This is a genomic window from Streptomyces sp. NPDC056452, assembly GCF_042796085.1.
GTDB lineage: Bacteria > Actinomycetota > Actinomycetes > Streptomycetales > Streptomycetaceae > Streptomyces.
On sequence record NZ_JBHTRI010000001.1, the window covers coordinates 297,763 to 313,478 of the forward strand.

Sequence of the window (15,716 nt, forward strand, 5' to 3'; positions counted from 1 at the left end):
AAATCCTCCTGCTGATGCGCCGCGACTCGCGCCCACGGATCGCGGCGGCCTGCACCGAGCCTAACGGGTGGTGTCGAGCGAGACGATCATCTTGCCGGTGTTCTCGCCGCGCAGGAGGCCGAGGAACGCGTCGAAGCCGTTCTCGATGCCCTCGACCTTCGTCTCGTTGTACTTGAGCTCGCCGGAGGCGAGCCAGCCGGCGACCTCCTGGACGAACTGCGGCTGGAGCGCGGCGTGATCGCCGACAAGGATGCCCTGCAGGCGCAGCCGCTTGCCGATGACGAGCGCGAGGTTGCGCGGGGCGGGGGTGGGCTCGGTGGCGTTGTACTGCGCGATCATTCCGCAGATGGTGGCGCGGCCGTGCACGTTGAACGAGGAGAGCGCGGCCTCCAGGTGCTCGCCGCCGACGTTGTCGAAGTAGACGTCGATGCCGTCCGGGGCGGCCTCGCGGAGCTGGTCCTTGACGGGGCCGTTCTTGTAGTTGAAGGCCGCGTCGAAGCCGTACTCCTCGACCAGGAGCTTGACCTTCTCGTCGGAGCCGGCCGAGCCGATGACCCGCGAGGCGCCCTTGATCTTCGCCATCTGGCCGACCTGGCTGCCGACCGCACCGGCGGCGCCGGAGACGAACACGGCGTCGCCCTCCTTGAAGGAGGCGACCTCGAACAGGCCCGCGTAGGCGGTGAGCCCCGGCATGCCGAGCACGCCGAGGTAGGCCGAGAGCGGGGCGAGCGAGGCGTCGACCTTCACCGCGTGCCTGGCCGGGACCGAGGCGTACTCGCGCCAGCCGAGGCCGTGCAGGACGTGGTCGCCGACCGCGAAGCCCTCGGCCTCGGAGGCGATGACCTCGCCGACCGCGCCGCCGTCCATCGGGTGGTCGAGCTGGAACGGCGGGGTGTACGACTTCACGTCGTTCATCCGGCCCCGCATGTACGGGTCGACCGAGAAGTGCAGGTTGCGGACGAGGACGCGGCCCTCACCGGGAGCAGTCACCGGCGCCTCGCGCAGCGCGAAGTCCTTGGCCTCGGGCCAGCCGTGCGGGCGGGCGACAAGGTGCCATTCACGACTGGACGTGGGAAGTGCTGCAGACATGGCTCGGGTTCTCCTCGGCGCTCACGGGACGGGAAGCAGAAAATGCTTCATGACATGAAACAACCATGCTCCCAGATATTTCACCTTGTCAAGTAATTGGGTATCCTGAACGTCATGGCCACCTCACGTACGGACCCTCTGACCCTCGAAGTCATCGAACTCATCGGTGGCGTCGTGGCGCGCTACCACGAGGAGTACGACAGGGCCGCGGCGACGCACACGCTGACCGGCGCGCAGGCCAGGGTCCTCGGGCTGCTCTCGCTCCAGCCGATGCCCATGCGCAGGATCGCCCAGAAGCTCAAGTGCGAACCGTCGAACATCACGGGCATCGTCGACCGTCTGGAGCTCCGCGGCCTGGTGGAGCGCCGCCCCGACCCGTCCGACCGGCGGGTGAAGCTGGCCGCCCCGACCGAGGACGGCATGCGGACGGCGAGGCAGCTGCGGGACGCGCTCGACTTCGCCAGGGAGCCGCTCGCCGAGCTGTCGGACGCGGAGCGGTCGGTGCTGCGGGACCTGCTGCGCCGGATGCTCGGGGCGGACACGGATCCGGCGACGACCGGGGACTCCGAGGCCGCGGCCTAGGTCCGGTCCGGGCGAGAGGCCTGCGGGGCCTCAGGTGCAGAACCACAGCCAGCGGGTGCACGTCTCGCTCGGTGACGGGGTGGGGGTGGGTTCCTTCGTGGGCTCCGGCTGCGTCGGGCCGGGCGTGGGCTTCCCGGGACTCGACGGATCGGCCGGCGCCTCGGTGTCGTCCGGATCCGAGGGCGACGAGGAGCTCGGGCTGTCCGCCGGAGCGGAGGCAGGCGCGGACTTCTCCGGCGAGGGGGAGCCGCTCGGCCCGTCACCGGCTTCTTCGCTGTGGGAGTCGCTGGCCGGGACCACGGGGGAACCGTCCACCGGCGCCGGGTCGCCCGGCTCCTCGCTCGACGAGAGTTCCGGGACCGGTTCCACCGCGGCGTTCGTCGACTCGCTCACGTAGTCGGCGGCGCCGTCGTCGCCGTCCGGTTCGATGGCCAGCTCGGCCAGGCTCAGCGCGCCGACGGCGAGCACGACGCCGATCCCCGTCAGCAGGATCCCGCGGCCGCGGCGGCGGCGTTTACGACGGCCACGCCCACGCCCTTGGGCGGCGGCTGCGACCCGGGCACGACGGCGGTGCCCTCCGGACCCGGAGGTCTCGAGGGTTTCGCCCGGCTGCTCCGGCTCGTGACCGGGGTACAGCGGGTCGGCGTAGGGGGCCAGCGCGTCGGCGGGTGTTCCGCAACCGGCGCAGGCCAGGGCGCCGTTGAGGTGCCGTCGGCACGGGTGGCAGTAATCCATGGCGCCCGCAGACTAGACGCGCGAGGAACAACGGAGGAAGCCGCTCAGGTGAGGATCCTGTGTGGAAGCGCTGATTCCGAAGCGCGCCGCCCGATACGCGTGAGACGCGGCAGGATGGGCGCCATGACCGCTCCCGCCCCGTTCGGGCCGCTCCAGTTCCAGCTCGTCCTGCTGCGCCGGATGGCCGATCACCAGCCGGATCTGGTGGAGGACGCCCGCCATGAGCTGAGCGCCTCGCTCGCCGAGATGCGGGAGGCGAACCGGCGCTGGCAGGCCATGCTCCGCGCCCCCCGGGGCCGGGGCGCGCTGCGCCGCTACCGCTCGGTGCTCGGCGAGCCCGAGAGCTCGGTGCGCCGCAAGGTCGGCGACCTGGAGTGCGACGCGCTGTTCTGGCCACTGCCCCTCTGGCCCGATCTGCGGTTCGAGGTGATGGCCGGTCCCGGCGGGGCCGTGTGGAACGAATGGCTGGTCCGGGCCCCTGGGGCGGCCGGCCCCGAGCTGCGCACGACCGGGGACCTGCGCCCCTGGTCGTGCACCGTGGACGAGGTGGCCCGCGCCTTCGCTCCGGTCCGTCCGATGGAGGGCAGCGCACCGACCCGGTGGGCGCTGGCCGTCACCGACCCTGTCGACCACCGGCCGTACGTCGCCGAGTTCACCTGGGGCCTGTTCCAGCGGCTGCTCCCCGGCCTCGCCTGAGATCTGGCGCCCCGTCAGCACCGGGTCCCTCCTACGGCTCACCCAGCGCGCGCGGCGCCCTCCCCGGCGCGACGATGCCAGGAGAGCCGGCTGCCGCCGGTACCCCCCGTCAGCGCTCTCGGGAGAACCTGCCGTGACCGTCAGTCTTGAGCAGTTGCGCCGTTGCCATGTCGCCGTCGACCTCGGGGCCGCGAGGACCCGCGTGTACATCAAGGGAGTGGGACTCGTCGTCGATGAGCCCAGTGTCGCCGCCGTGAACACCCGTACCGGATCCCTCATCGCCGTCGGCGCCCTCGCCGAACAGATGACCGGCCGTACGCCCGCGTACATCCGGGTGGTCCGCCCGGTCTCCGGCGGGACCGTCGTCGACATCGAGATGGCCCAGCGCATGCTGCGCCACCTCCTCGGCGAGAAGCTGCGCCGCCAGTTGCGCCGCAAGCCGCGGCTGCGCGCCGCCGCCTGCACCCCGCACGACGCCGATCCGCTGGCCCAGCGGGCGGCCGTCGAGACCCTCGTCGGGCTCGGTGCGCGCCGGGTGGAGCTGGTCGACACCCTGATCGCGGCAGCCGTCGGCTGCGGACTGCCGGTGGAGCAGCCCACCGCCACCATGATCATGGTGTGCGGGGCGGCGACCACCCAGATCGCGGTGCTCTCGCTCGGCTCGATCGTGACGGCGGTACGCATCCCGATCGGCGGCGAGGCCATCGACCACGCGGTGATCCAGCACCTGCGCCAGTACCACGAGCTGATGCTGCCCAGCCAGTCCGTGCGGCCCCTGCAGCTGGCGCTCAGCGGCAACGGCCTGACCCTGAACGGTCCGGCGACGACGGAGATCCACGGCCGTGACGTGGCCACCGGCCTGGCCCGCTCGGTGCAGGTCGACACCGCGGCCGTACGGAAGGCGATCCACGCCCCGCTCACCGCCGTGCTCGACGGCCTGGGCAAGGTGCTGCGCGACTGCCCGCCCGACCTCGTGGCGGACATCGCGGACTCCGGGATCATGATGGTCGGCGGCAGCGCCCTGCTTCCGGGACTCGACCAGATGCTGCGCGACGCCACCGGGGTGCCCGTGCACATCGCCGAGCGGCCCGATGTGTGTTCCGTGCTCGGTCTCGGCGCCATGCTGGACGGCAAGGTCCAGCCGCTGGTCCTCAGCCCGCTCGTCGGCTGAGCGCCGGCGGGGTACCGTATGGCCGAGGCAGATCTCGAACTGCGCACCACGCTCCAGCACATCGTGGACACCGCCACGGCACTGACCGGGGCACGTTACGGCGCCCTGAGCATCCTCGAACCGGAACACCGTCGTGTCACCGACCTGTTCACCACCGGCCTGACCGACGCCGAGCGCCTGCGGATCGGCCGTCTTCCGGACGGCCACACGGGAATCCTGGGTGTACTCGTCGACGACCCGCAGCCGCTGCGCCTGGACGATCTGACGGCCGATCCGCGCTCCTCGGGCCTGCCGCCCGGACATCCTCCGATGCGCTCCCTCCTCGGGGCCCCCGTCCGGGTGCACTCCGAGGTGCTCGGCAGTCTCGTCGTCACCGAACGGTGCTCAGGGCGCTTCACCGACACCGATCTGGCGCTGCTGAGGCTGCTCGCCTCCCAGGCCGGTGCGGCGATCGACGGGGCCCATCTGTACGAGTCGGCGCGGCAGCGGGAGCGGTGGATCGAAGGGACCGCCGCGGTCACCCGGGCGCTGCTGACCGGAACGGCCACGACGGACGCCCTGATGACGGTCGCCGAACGGGCCAGGATGCTGGCCGGGGCATCGGCCGGGGTGATCCTCCAGCCGACCGGGGACGGCGGGATGGAGATCGTCGCGGCCTCCACGCTCGACGATCCGGCCGGTCTCGTCGGCACGGTCATCGAGCCCGGCTCCCCCGTCCTCGTCCAGCTGCTGGGCGGTGAGGAGGTCTTCATCGAGGACTCGGCCACCGACCCGCGGATGACGACGCACGTGCGCTCCCGCTTCGGACCCAGCATGATGCTGCCGCTGCAGAGCGGCGGCCGGCTGATCGGCACGCTGGCCCTCCCCCGGCGGCGCGGCGACCGCCCGTACACGGCGGTGGACCGGCTGCTGGCGTCGCAATTCGCCTCCCAGGCCGCCCTGGCCCTGGTGATGGCGGACGCCCAGCACTACCGGGAGCAGCTCGCGGTCTACGAGGACCGGGACCGGATCGCCCGCGATCTCCACGACCTGGTCGTGCAACGGCTGTTCGCGACGGAGATGATGCTGGAGTCGACCCGTCGCAAGGACGTGTCGGGGGACACGGAGACCGGTGAGCTGCTCGGCAGGGCCGTCGACGAGCTGGACTCCACCATCCAGGAGGTCAGGACCGCGATCTTCGCGCTCCAGCAGCCGCCGGCCGACGCCCCCACCACCTTTCGGGGCAAGGTGCTGCGCGAGACCGGCGGCGCGGCGGCGGTGCTGGGCTTCCAGCCGTCGGTGCGCTTCGCGGGTGCGGTGGACGCCCTGGTGCCGGAACCGGTGGACGAGCAGCTGCTCACCGTGCTGCGAGGGGCGCTGGCCACCGCGCACCGGCGCGCGGGGGTGTCGGCCATCGAGGTCGAGGTGGACGCGACGGCGCGGGAGCCCGACGGGCGCGCGGCGGTGCGCCTCGTGGTGGCCGACGACGGGCGTGCCGAGGACGGCACGCGGTCGCCGACCGTCATTTGGCAGGCGCCGCTCTGAGTGCGATCCGGGTGTTGGAGTGGGCGACACCCGCGTCCCGTTTGAGCCGGCGCAGCAGCGCGTCCAGGGAGCCGGGGTCGGCGGCCGTGGCCCGTACGAGGTAGTCGTGGCTGCCCGTCACGTGCACCACCTCGGTGATGCCGGGCAGCATGAGCACGGAGCGTTCGAACTCCTCGTTCGTCGTGTCGAGGCGCAGCGTCACGTCGATGAAGACGACGAGGCCCGAACGGGTGTCGGCGGCCGGGTCGACGATGACGGTGAAGCCGCGGATCACCCCGTCACGGCGCATGTGGCGTACGCGGTCGCCCGCAGCGTTGGCGCTGAGCCCGACGCGTACACCCAGATCGCGGTACGAGATCCGGGCGTCCTCCTGGAGAATGCCGAGGATCTCTCTGTCCAGCCGGTCCATACCAGCGATTGTCGCAGTTCCGGCCCGGAAGCGGCGGGCGAGCGGTGCCCGGCGGGGCCCCGGGAGTGCCGCTGCGCCATGGGGCGCCTACGGGGAGAAGCCTTCCCCGTATGGAGCAGTCCCACGGGCCCTGCCCGCCCGCGGACAGTTGACTTGCCGTGTGGATACAGCTTCCGAGCAGGCCCCCGCCCCGGACCGGAAACAGTCCGCTGCCGCGTACCGCAACCTGATCGTGGCCACCGTCGGCTTCACCCTGACCTTCTGGGCGTGGAACCTGATCGCACCCATGTCCGGGGACTACAAGGAACGGCTCGGGCTCGATTCGTTCCAGCAGTCGCTCCTCGTCGCGGTGCCGGTGCTCGTCGGCTCGCTGGGCCGGATCCCGGTGGGCGCGCTGACCGACAAGTTCGGTGCCCGGCTGATGTTCCCCGTGGTGTCGGCGCTGACGATCGTCCCCGTACTGCTGCTGATCCCGGCGAAGGACTCCTACGGGGCGATGCTCGCTGTCGGCTTCCTGCTCGGTCTGGGCGGTACGACGTTCGCGATCGGCATCCCGCTGGTCAACTCGTGGTTCCCGCCTGCGAAGCGGGGGCTCGCCCTGGGTGTGTTCGGGATGGGCATGGGCGGCGTCGCGCTGTCCGGCTACTTCACGCCGCGCATCGCGAAGCACGGTGACAACCTGCCGTTCCTGATCGTCGCCGGGGCGCTGGTGGTGTACTCGCTGCTCGCGGCCGTCCTGATCACGGACCGCCCGGACCGGCAGGTGCCGACCGACTCACTCGGTCACCGGCTGGGGCAGGCGGGCCGGCTGCGGGTCACGTGGGAGCTGTCCGCCCTGTACGCGATCGGCTTCGGCGGCATCGTCGCGTTCGGCGTCTACCTGCCGACGTACCTGAAGACCTGGTACGAGATGTCGCCGACCGAGGCCGGCACCAAGGCGGCCGGCTTCGCCCTGGTCACGGTGGTCTTCCGGCCGGCCGGCGGCTGGCTCTCCGACCGGATCCACCCGGCCCTGGTCACGTCGGCGGCGCTGCTGGTCGCGGCACTCATGGCGATCGTCCAGGCCTTCGACCCCGCTCTGGATCCGGTCGGCACGATCGCGCTGCTCTGCATGGCGGCGGGGCTCGGTACGGCGAGCGGCAGTGTCTTCGCCCTCGTCTCGCAGGTGACACCGCAGGCCAAGGTGGGCAGTGTGACGGGCATCGTCGGCGCGATGGGCGGTCTCGGCGGCTTCGTACCGCCGCTGGTGATGGGCGCGATCTACAGCGCCAAGGACTCGTACTCGATCGGCTTCATGCTGCTGTCCGACCTGGCACTGGCCGGCTGTGTGTACGCGTACGGGCGGATGCGGACCCTGCGGCCGTCGAGCTGAGCGCGCGGGGAAGGACGGCGGCGGCCCCGCCCGGACGCCGCCGTCCCTCCTCCGCTCAGCGTGCGGCTGCCGCGGCCGCGCGCCGTTTCCCGAACTCGCCCACCCAGTACGCCGTCCGGTCCAGGTACGCCGTCTCGGCGGCGGCCCCGGTCCTTCCGTAGGCCCCCGAGAACGTCTGGTAGCCGTGTCCGGCGGGCGGGGTGCTCGATGCGGGCTCGATCGAACTGCCCTCGTGCCACTCGTTGAACGAGGTGACGGAGACCCAGGAGGGCGATCCGCCGATGGCCGGGTCGAGGGCGTTGTTCCACTCCAGGTCGTAGGAGGCTCCGTCCTGCCGGCCCAGGGTGGGAGTGGTGTTGCCGGGGACGGCCCGGTCGTCGATGTATCCGGGGGCCACGGAGGGCGCCCAGACCAGGCCGTTGGCCCTGGCGTAGTCGCCGGCCTGCTTCCAGCCGGGGGCGGTGGCTCCGGCGATGCCGTCGTAGGTGTAGATGCCTCCGAAGTGGGCGACCTTGCTGGTGTCGGTGGTCTGCGCGAGAACGATGGCGCTGTCCCGTACGGCGTCCAGCGCCGACCAGTCCTGGATCTTCAGGCTCTCGAAGATGTAGAACGCGGGCCGGTTGCCGTGCCCGGCGTCCCGGTAGTAGGCCGGGTGGTTCCCGAACTTCCCTTCCAGGTAGGCGATGTCGTCGACGACGGAGGCCGCGGTCCGGTCGCCGTACGGTTCGATGTGCCAGGCGACCCGTATGCCGTGGCGGGCGGCGGAATCCAGGACGTCCGCTGCGATGGAGTCCTCGTAGCCGCCCTGTCCCCACCAGCTGTAGACGATGACGCCCGCGCCGGACCGCTGGACCCACTTCATGTGCTGGTCGACGGCTCCGGCGATGTCACCGGAGTCGTACGGGCCGAGCTTCGGGTAGAGGTCGGCGCCGATGTCGTCGGGCGGGGTGCGGCCGCCCTGCTGCCAGTGGCGCCAGCTGCCGGACGTGGCGGGGGTGCCGTACCAGGGGTAGTAGAAGAGGTGGACGTCGGACGAGCCCTCGGCGACCGGGTCCGGATCGTGGGACAGGGTGAAGCTGTCGATATCGAAGAGGGCGCCCGCTCCACCGGTGAAGCGGAGGAACAGCGGTCCCGATCCGGTGGCCGTGAGGGCCGTGGACACCTCGGCGAAGGTGTCCCAGCCGCCGGTCGGGGTGATGTCCACGGAGCCGAGGAGGGTGCCCGTGGCCGACCCCGCCCGGATCTCGACGGTGCCGCCCGCCCCGGCCGAGGAGACCCTGGCCGTGAAGGAGGTGGCCCCGGCCGTCTCGGTGCCCGCGTAGCCCGCCCAGTCACCGTTGTCGATGTAGCCGAGCGTGGCGCCGCCGCCGGCTCCCGCGTGACCGGCGGCCTGCACGCCCGAGCCGGAGGTGAAGGACTCCGCCTCGACGGGATCGTCCCCGGTGCCCGGGTCGTCGGCACCGCAGTCGGCGCCGACCGCGCCGGCCGCGTACTGGATGCCGCCGAGCAGCAGTTGCCGGAACGCCGGGTCGGAGTACGACTCGGCGGTGTGGCCGAGACCGGTGTAGAAGGACCGCCCCTGCTCCTGCGGATGGCACCAGGTGATGGGGTGGTCGCCGCTCATCTCGCCGCCGCTGTAGCTGCTTTCGTCCAGGGACTGCAGTACGTGGACGTCGTCACGCGGATTGGTGCGGTAGTTGTACCACTCGTCGGTACGGGTCCAGGTGTCGTCCAGATGCGCCGTCGCGGGGTGGGTGTGGTCCTCGGTGGTGACGTTTGCCTGCTGGATCGCCGGGTGGCTCTTGAACCAGGCGCCGACGAGGTGCTCGTACTCCGGCCAGCCGTACTCGGTGTCGGCGGCGGCGTGGATCCCGACGAACCCGCCGCCGCCGTCGACGTACCCCTTGAGCGCGTCCTGCTGTGCGGTGTCCAGGACATCGCCCGTGGTGCTCAGGAAGACCACGGCCGCGTATCCGGCGAGGTTCTGCGGGGTGAAGGCGCCCGCGTCCTCGGTGGCTGTGACGGTGAAGTCGTGTGCTGCGCCGAGCTGTTGGATTCCGGTGATCCCGGCGGGGATGGAGTCGTGCCGGAATCCTGCCGTCTTGGAGAAGACGAGGACCTGGTAGGGCTCCGCTGCGGCGGCGCTCTGCACACCGGAGGCGAGGAGCGCCGCCCCGAGTGCGAGGGCCGCGGCGCAGGCGATCTGGCGTACGTGGCGGGCGAGTCGACGTCTCATCGGCTGACCGTTCCTTCCGTGTCGAAGGTGAAGGCGTCGATATCGAAGAGGTTCCCCCGGCCCGTGGGCCCCTTGAGGACGAGGAACAGTTCGGTGGGTCCGGCCGGGGCGCCGGCCACATCGGCCGAGACGTCCACGAAGTTCTCCCAGCCGCCGGTCGGGGCGACGGTGAGGGTGGAGAGCAGCGTGCCGGTGGTGGATCCCGCCCGCAGTTCGATCGTTCCGCCGGGGCCCGCGGAGGAGACCCGTGCCGAGACGCGGGTGGCGTTGTCCAGGGTGTACGGCTCGAAGGAGATCCAGTCGCCGTTGTCGGTGAAGCCGACCGTGGCCCCGCCCTCCGCGGTGCCGTGGCCCGCGACCTCGATGCCGGACTGGGCGTCGAAGTGCTCGCCCTGCCGGTGCCGGGGCTGCAGGATGCTGTCGCTGTGCGAGGTGAGTCCGCCCGCGTCGGTGTACTCGGCGTCGAAGACCCCGTAGATGTTGGCCGCGCTGTCGTGCTCACCGTCGACGGGGACGTCGATGGTGCCGGTGCAGCCGTTCTTCGACGTGATCTGGTGGCGGTGGGCGTCGTGGCCCAGCAGATAGGTGACCTTGACCTTGGAGCAGTCGACGGCGCCGTCCTCGGGGTCCGAGACGGTCACGGCGAACGGCACGGTGTCGCCGAAGGAGAACAGTTCGCCGTCGGCGGGTGCGGTCAGGGTGACGGTGGGGGCGGAGTTGCCGGCCGTCACGACGAGGCTCGCGGTGCCGGTCAGCCCCTCGGGGTCCTTGACGGTGAGGGTCGGGCGGTAGGTGCCCGCCGCGGTGTAGGTGTGGCTGGGGTCGGCGGCGGTGGACGTCGCACCGTCACCGAAGTCCCATGCGTAGCTGAGCGCCCCGCCCTCCGGGTCGGTGCTGCCCGCCGAGGAGAAGGCGACGGTGAGCGGAGTGGGTCCCGAGGTCCGGTCGGCGGTGGCCTCGGCGACGGGGTTGCGGTTGCTGCCGCCGATGTGTTCGACGCGGTAGAGGGCCTGGTTGCCGGATCCGGTGCCGTAGTCGAGTACGTACAGCGCGCCGTCCGGGCCGAACGCGGAGTCCATGACCTGTGTCCCGGTCCACGGGAAGGTCTCGATGCCCCCCGGTGAGCCGTCGGCCTTCACCTCCACGGGCTTGATCCACTTGCGGCCGTACTCGGTGGCGAAGAAGCGGCCGTCGAGCGACTGCGGGAACTTCACCGCCGAGTCGAGGTTCGCGTCGAAGTCGTATACGGGTCCCGCCATCGGCGATTCGGAGCCGCCGCCGAACTCGGGCGGGGATCCCGCGTCACCGGCGTACCTGATCCAGGCCGCCCGGGCGGCCGGAAGAGTGGGGAGGCCGGTGTTGCGGAAGGAGTTGTTCGCAGGTCCGCTCGCGCAGTCGTACTTTCCGGCAGCGGGGCCGGCGGGGAACGCGTACTCGTTGTACGTCTCCGAGGCGGTGTTCGTCCCCGTGCAGTAGGGCCAGCCGAAGTTGCCGGGGCTCGTGATCCGGTCGAACTCGACCTGTCCGCTGGGGCCCCGGTTCGGGTCGGTGGTGCCGGAGTCGGGGCCGTAGTCACCGATGTAGACGGCGCCGGTCGGCTTGTCGACGGACATCCGGAAGGGGTTGCGGAAGCCCATCGCGTAGATCTCCGGACGGGTCTTCGCCGTGCCGGGGGCGAAGAGGTTTCCGGCCGGGACGGTGTAGCCGCCGTCGGCCGTCGGCTTGATCCGCAGGAGCTTGCCCCGCAGGTCGTTGGTGTTGCCGGAGGAGCGCTGGGCGTCGAACTGCGGGTTGCGGTCGGCGCGTTCGTCGATCGGGGAGTATCCGCTCGACTCGAACGGGTTGGTGTCGTCTCCGGTGGTCAGATAGAGGTTGCCGGCGGCGTCGAAGTCGATGTCCCCGCCCACGTGGCAGCACTGGCCCCGGTCGTTGGGGACTTCGAGGACGACCTTCTCGCTGGCGGTGTCCAGGGTGCCGTCGGACTTCAGGGTGAACCTGGACAGGTTGAGGTGGCCCTTCCAGGCCTCGAAGTCGGCGGCGGATCCGGTGACGGGGGCGTCACCCGGCGGGGTGTTCAGGGCGGGCGAGTAGTAGAGGTAGAGGTAGCGGTTGACCGCGAATCCGGGGTCGGCGGCCACGCCCTGCAGCCCTTCCTCGTCGTGCGTGTAGACGTTGAGTTTTCCCGCGGTCCGTGTCGCACCGGAGGCGTCGGTGAGGCGGACCGTGCCGTCGCGGGCCGTGTGGACGACGGACCGGTCGGGGAGCACCGCGAGGGACATCGCCTCGCCCAGCTCGGCGCCGCCGAGGGCGAGTTGGACCTGCTGGTAGTCGGCGGCGGGAGGGTCTGCGGCGGGCGCCGCCGTGGCGGTGCCGGCGGCGAGGCCGCCTGTCAGCATCAGGGCGAGCGAGGTGGCCACTCTGGACCATATGGGGGGACGCAAGGGCATGAAGCTTCCTTCCTGACGGTGCGTGGGGTTGTCAGGCATGGCGCTGTCCTGCTGAGCGAGTGCGGGGCGGTGCGTGCGGGGCGGTGCGCTGTGCTGCGTGCGGTTCTGCGTGCGTGGCGTGCTGTGTGCGTGTGCCGCGCGTGGGGCGAACGGCCAGTTTTTTTCTGTTCCGACGCACCACAACGTCTCTTCTGCGTGAGCTTTTTGCATGCTGGCAACGCAAAATTAATTTGTCAAGGTCGTGTCAAAATCCCACGCGCGTGCCCCGTGCAGCCATCTCCAGCCCGATTCCCCCGGCACCGGAGGCGGTTGCCCCTAGGCTCGGAACGTGATCTCTCTTCTGCCTGCGCTGCACGAGACATCCGGCCCCACGGCTTCCCGGGAAGCCGTCCGGTTCGGCGAACACGTCCTGACCTACGCACAGCTGGCCGGCGCGTCCACCTCCCTCGCGGGCCGGATCGCGGGCGCGGGGCGGGTCGCCGTCTGGGCCACGTCCACCCCGGAGACGGTGGTCGCGGTGGTGGCGGCGTTGCTGGCGGGCGTGCCCGCCGTACCGCTCAACCCGAAGACGGGCGAGCGGGAACTGGCGCACATCGTCGCCGACAGCGCGCCCTCGGTGGTGCTCGCCGGGGCGGCCGACACGCTTCCGCCCTCGCTGGGCGGCCTGGAGCGGCTGGACGTCGACACGGCCGCGGCGGCCACGGACCCGCCTCCGCCCGAACCCTCCCCCGAATCGCCCGCCCTGATCGTCTACACCTCCGGCACGACGGGCCCGCCCAAGGGCGCCATCCTGCCCCGCAGGGCGATCGCCGCGTCGCTGGACGCGCTGGAGGACGCCTGGCAGTGGACCGCTGACGACGTCCTCGTGCACGCCCTGCCGCTGTTCCATGTGCACGGACTGATCCTGGGCGTCCTCGGCCCGCTGCGCCGGGGCGGTTCGGTGCGCCACCTCGGCCGGTTCACCACCGAGGGGGTGGCCGGGGAACTCGCCTCGGGGGGCACGATGCTGTTCGGCGTCCCCACCATGTACCACCGGCTGGCCGGGGCTCTGGGCGATCCTGCCGGCTCCGAGGGCCTGACCAAGGCCCTCGCGGGCGCCCGTCTGCTGGTTTCGGGCTCTGCGGCGCTGCCGGTCCACGACCAGGAGCGGATCGCCGCCGCGACCGGCCGCCGGGTCATCGAGCGGTACGGAATGACGGAGACCCTGATGAACACGGGGGTGCGCGCCGACGGTGAGCCGCGCCCCGGAACGGTCGGGCCGCCCCTGTCGGGCGTGGACCTCAGGCTCGTCGAGGAGGACGGCACCGTGCTCGACGACACCGTCTCGATCGGCGAGATCCAGGTACGCGGACCGAATCTCTTCACCGGCTATCTCAACCGGCCCGAGGCGACGGCCGGGGCCTTCACCGAGGACGGCTGGTTCCGTACGGGCGACATGGCCACGATCGACGCCGACGGCTATGTGCGGATCGTCGGCCGCAAGGCCACCGATCTGATCAAGAGCGGCGGCTACAAGATCGGCGCCGGCGAGATCGAGAACGCCCTGCTGGACCACCCAGGTGTGCGCGAGGCGGCCGTCACGGGTGAGCCGGACGACGACCTCGGCGAGCGGATCGTCGCCTGGGTCGTACCGGCCGACCCGGAATCACCGCCCGGCGCAAAGGAGCTGGCCGACCATGTGGCGGACCTGCTCGCCCCGCACAAGCGCCCGCGCGTCGTCCGCTACCTGGACGTCCTGCCCCGCAACGAGCTGGGCAAGATCATGAAGAGGTCGCTCGGTGCCTAGCGCCCACGGCGGCGGCCGTATGTCGGCGCGGCAAGCCATCGCCGCCGTGACCGCGAGCTTCACCGAGCACCACCTGCCGATGGACCCGGCCCCTTCGGACGGCCCGCTCGGCTGGACCGGTTACGCGGACTCCCGGGCCCGCGCCACGGACCGGACCGGCGAGGAGGAGTCGGTGCTCCACGGGGTGGCTGTCGTCGACGGCCTCTCCTGTGTCCTGGTCTCCTTCGAATTCGGTTTCCTGGGCGGCTCCTTGGGCGCACGCACCGGCGACCGGCTGGAGGCCGCGTACGCGCTGGCCCGTGAACAGCGGCTGCCGCTCGTCTCGCTCGTCGCGACCGGCGGCAGCCGGATGCAGGAGGGCATGATCGCCCTGGTCCAGCTCCAGCGGGTGGCCGCCGCCTCGGCTCTGCTGCGGGCGGGAGGACTGCCGCAGATCGCGGTCCTGCGCGATCCGACGACCGGAGGCGGCTGGGCGACGGTGGGTGCGGGCGCCGATGTGGTGCTTGCGCTGCCCGGCGCGCAGGTCGGTTTCGCCGGGTCCCGGGTCCGGCCGGCCGGCGCCGATCCGTACGCGTACAGCGCCGAGGGCCAGCTGGCCGCGGGCCAGATCGACGCGATCGTGCCCCCCGGAGAACTGCCCCGGACCCTGAGCCTCTGGCTGCGGGCGCTGACGGTCCCCGGTCCGGCGCAGGCGGCTCCGGTACCGGCCGCGCTCTCGGCCACGGGGCTGCCGGAGACCGGCTGGGACGCGGTGGAGCAGGCCCGCTCGGCGGCGCGGCCGCGGGCCGAGGCGTATCTGGACGCGTACTTCGACCACCGGCTGCCGCTGAACGGCGACCGCTGCGGCGGTACGGATCCGGGGCTGCTCAGCGGCGTGGGGCTCCGCGGCGGGCAGCCCGTGGCGTACGTCGCCCAGTGCGGCACCGCGACCCGGCCGGCCGGCTACCGCGCGGCGGCGCGGGTGATCCGGCTCGCCGACCGGCTCGGCCTTCCCGTACTGACGCTGATCGACACCCCCGGCGCGGCCAACGACGCCGAGGCGGAGCGGACGGGCGCCGGCGCGGCCATCGCCGACACGTTCGCGGCGATCGCCTCCGCCCGGGTCCCGGTGACGACTCTCGTGATCGGCGAGGGCGGCTCGGGCGGTGCGCTCGCGCTGGCCGCGCCGGGCAACACCCATGTCACCACGGACAGCTACTTCTCGGTGATCGCGCCGGAGCTGGCGGCGGCGATCCTGAAGCGCGGCCCGGACCAGGTACGTTCCACCGCCGACCAGCTCCGGCTGCGCCCGCAGGACCTGGTGGAGCTGGGCATCGCCCGCTCGGTCGTGGGCCCGGCCGGACCGGCGGGGGCTGAGTCACGTTCGGCGCCGGGGAGCGGGAACCGTTGACCGATGTGACGGCCGATCAAATTCGGTCATTGAATTGTCACTACTGCGCAAATTCTGTGAGCGATCGGCCCATCCTCGCCCTGATGAGAGATCAAATACCCTAAATATTCTCACTAGTTGCGTCATGAACATGGCGCTAGTGTCATCCGCGGACGCCGGGGGGATCACGGGCGTCCGCCGCCCCTGGGGCGGTTCACGGGGGAAGGCGACGTGCGGAGCACCGCCGCCCGACGCGAGGTGCGCGCCAACGGCGGGCCGGCGCGGCGGGAGGGCATGCTC

12 protein-coding genes are annotated in these 15,716 nt (G+C 71.7%); 7 read left to right on the forward strand and 5 right to left on the reverse strand.

What is annotated here, in order from left to right; translation table 11 throughout:
- Nucleotides 1-60 precede the first annotated feature (60 nt).
- Nucleotides 61-1,089 (reverse strand): NADP-dependent oxidoreductase, encoded by a 1,029-nt coding sequence (locus ACFQ6X_RS01375; RefSeq protein ID WP_383174117.1) that lies wholly within the window; start codon nt 1,087-1,089, stop codon nt 61-63.
- A 114-nt stretch (nt 1,090-1,203) separates the two neighbouring features.
- Here ACFQ6X_RS01375 and ACFQ6X_RS01380 point away from each other — a divergent pair, with 114 nt between their 5' ends.
- On the forward strand, nt 1,204-1,671 hold the full coding sequence (locus ACFQ6X_RS01380) for a MarR family winged helix-turn-helix transcriptional regulator (protein ID WP_383174120.1): 468 nt from the start codon (nt 1,204-1,206) through the stop codon (nt 1,669-1,671).
- A gap of 30 nt (nt 1,672-1,701) precedes the next feature.
- Here the strand turns inward: ACFQ6X_RS01380 and ACFQ6X_RS01385 are convergent, their stop codons facing one another.
- The gene (locus tag ACFQ6X_RS01385) at nt 1,702-2,406 is read right to left on the reverse strand and encodes a hypothetical protein (RefSeq protein ID WP_383174123.1); all 705 of its coding nucleotides are present in this window, start codon (nt 2,404-2,406) and stop codon (nt 1,702-1,704) included.
- A 123-nt stretch (nt 2,407-2,529) separates the two neighbouring features.
- Here ACFQ6X_RS01385 and ACFQ6X_RS01390 point away from each other — a divergent pair, with 123 nt between their 5' ends.
- The 3 genes from ACFQ6X_RS01390 to ACFQ6X_RS01400 all read left to right on the forward strand — a co-directional run bounded on the left by ACFQ6X_RS01390 (nt 2,530) and on the right by ACFQ6X_RS01400 (nt 5,797).
- Nucleotides 2,530-3,102, forward strand: coding sequence for a hypothetical protein (locus ACFQ6X_RS01390; RefSeq protein WP_351168245.1), 573 nt, complete (start codon nt 2,530-2,532; stop codon nt 3,100-3,102).
- Nucleotides 3,103-3,235: 133 nt separating this feature from the next.
- Nucleotides 3,236-4,273 carry a rod shape-determining protein gene (locus ACFQ6X_RS01395; protein WP_383174127.1) on the forward strand — a complete coding sequence of 346 codons (1,038 nt, stop codon included), beginning with the start codon at nt 3,236-3,238 and terminating at the stop codon, nt 4,271-4,273.
- 18 nt (nt 4,274-4,291) lie between these two features.
- A complete protein-coding gene (locus ACFQ6X_RS01400; RefSeq protein ID WP_383174130.1) occupies nt 4,292-5,797 on the forward strand; it encodes a GAF domain-containing protein in 1,506 nt (501 codons plus the stop codon).
- Here the strand turns inward: ACFQ6X_RS01400 and ACFQ6X_RS01405 are convergent.
- Complete coding sequence (locus tag ACFQ6X_RS01405) at nt 5,775-6,206, reverse strand: Lrp/AsnC family transcriptional regulator (RefSeq protein WP_329211339.1); 432 nt, start codon at nt 6,204-6,206, stop codon at nt 5,775-5,777. The two genes, ACFQ6X_RS01400 and ACFQ6X_RS01405, sit on opposite strands and share 23 nt — an antisense overlap.
- 160 nt (nt 6,207-6,366) lie before the next feature.
- On the opposite strand from ACFQ6X_RS01405, the gene ACFQ6X_RS01410 reads away from it, so the two are divergent.
- Nucleotides 6,367-7,578 (forward strand): nitrate/nitrite transporter, encoded by a 1,212-nt coding sequence (locus tag ACFQ6X_RS01410; protein WP_383174133.1) that lies wholly within the window; start codon nt 6,367-6,369, stop codon nt 7,576-7,578.
- 55 nt (nt 7,579-7,633) lie between these two features.
- On the opposite strand, the gene ACFQ6X_RS01415 is transcribed toward ACFQ6X_RS01410, so the two are convergent.
- Nucleotides 7,634-9,814, reverse strand: a complete 2,181-nt coding sequence (locus ACFQ6X_RS01415) for a ThuA domain-containing protein (RefSeq protein WP_383174136.1) — start codon at nt 9,812-9,814, stop codon at nt 7,634-7,636.
- Nucleotides 9,811-12,261, reverse strand: coding sequence for a PQQ-dependent sugar dehydrogenase (locus tag ACFQ6X_RS01420; protein WP_383174139.1), 2,451 nt, complete (start codon nt 12,259-12,261; stop codon nt 9,811-9,813). Before ACFQ6X_RS01420 ends, ACFQ6X_RS01415 begins: the two co-directional genes overlap by 4 nt.
- Before the next feature lie 328 nt (nt 12,262-12,589).
- Between ACFQ6X_RS01420 and ACFQ6X_RS01425 the strand changes: the two genes are divergently transcribed.
- Both ACFQ6X_RS01425 and ACFQ6X_RS01430 read left to right on the forward strand, forming a co-directional pair.
- Entirely contained in the window at nt 12,590-14,047 is a 1,458-nt protein-coding gene (locus tag ACFQ6X_RS01425; protein WP_383174142.1) for an acyl-CoA synthetase, read from the forward strand.
- A 19-nt stretch (nt 14,048-14,066) separates the two neighbouring features.
- Complete coding sequence (locus ACFQ6X_RS01430; RefSeq protein ID WP_383174600.1) at nt 14,067-15,437, forward strand: carboxyl transferase domain-containing protein; 1,371 nt, start codon at nt 14,067-14,069, stop codon at nt 15,435-15,437.
- Nucleotides 15,438-15,716: the final 279 nt, after the last annotated feature.

What these genes read in the sequence shown, in the direction of transcription:
- ACFQ6X_RS01375 (WP_383174117.1), bottom strand. Translation starts at nt 1,089, where the DNA reads ATGTCTGCAGCACTTCCCACGTCCAGTCGTGAATGGCACCTTGTCGCC.
- ACFQ6X_RS01415 (WP_383174136.1), bottom strand. Translation starts at nt 9,814, where the DNA reads ATGAGACGTCGACTCGCCCGCCACGTACGCCAGATCGCCTGCGCCGCG.
- ACFQ6X_RS01405 (WP_329211339.1), bottom strand. Translation starts at nt 6,206, where the DNA reads ATGGACCGGCTGGACAGAGAGATCCTCGGCATTCTCCAGGAGGACGCC.
- ACFQ6X_RS01430 (WP_383174600.1), top strand. Translation starts at nt 14,067, where the DNA reads ATGTCGGCGCGGCAAGCCATCGCCGCCGTGACCGCGAGCTTCACCGAG.
- ACFQ6X_RS01400 (WP_383174130.1), top strand. Translation starts at nt 4,292, where the DNA reads ATGGCCGAGGCAGATCTCGAACTGCGCACCACGCTCCAGCACATCGTG.
- ACFQ6X_RS01420 (WP_383174139.1), bottom strand. Translation starts at nt 12,261, where the DNA reads ATGCCCTTGCGTCCCCCCATATGGTCCAGAGTGGCCACCTCGCTCGCC.
- ACFQ6X_RS01390 (WP_351168245.1), top strand. Translation starts at nt 2,530, where the DNA reads ATGACCGCTCCCGCCCCGTTCGGGCCGCTCCAGTTCCAGCTCGTCCTG.
- ACFQ6X_RS01380 (WP_383174120.1), top strand. Translation starts at nt 1,204, where the DNA reads ATGGCCACCTCACGTACGGACCCTCTGACCCTCGAAGTCATCGAACTC.
- ACFQ6X_RS01385 (WP_383174123.1), bottom strand. Translation starts at nt 2,406, where the DNA reads ATGGATTACTGCCACCCGTGCCGACGGCACCTCAACGGCGCCCTGGCC.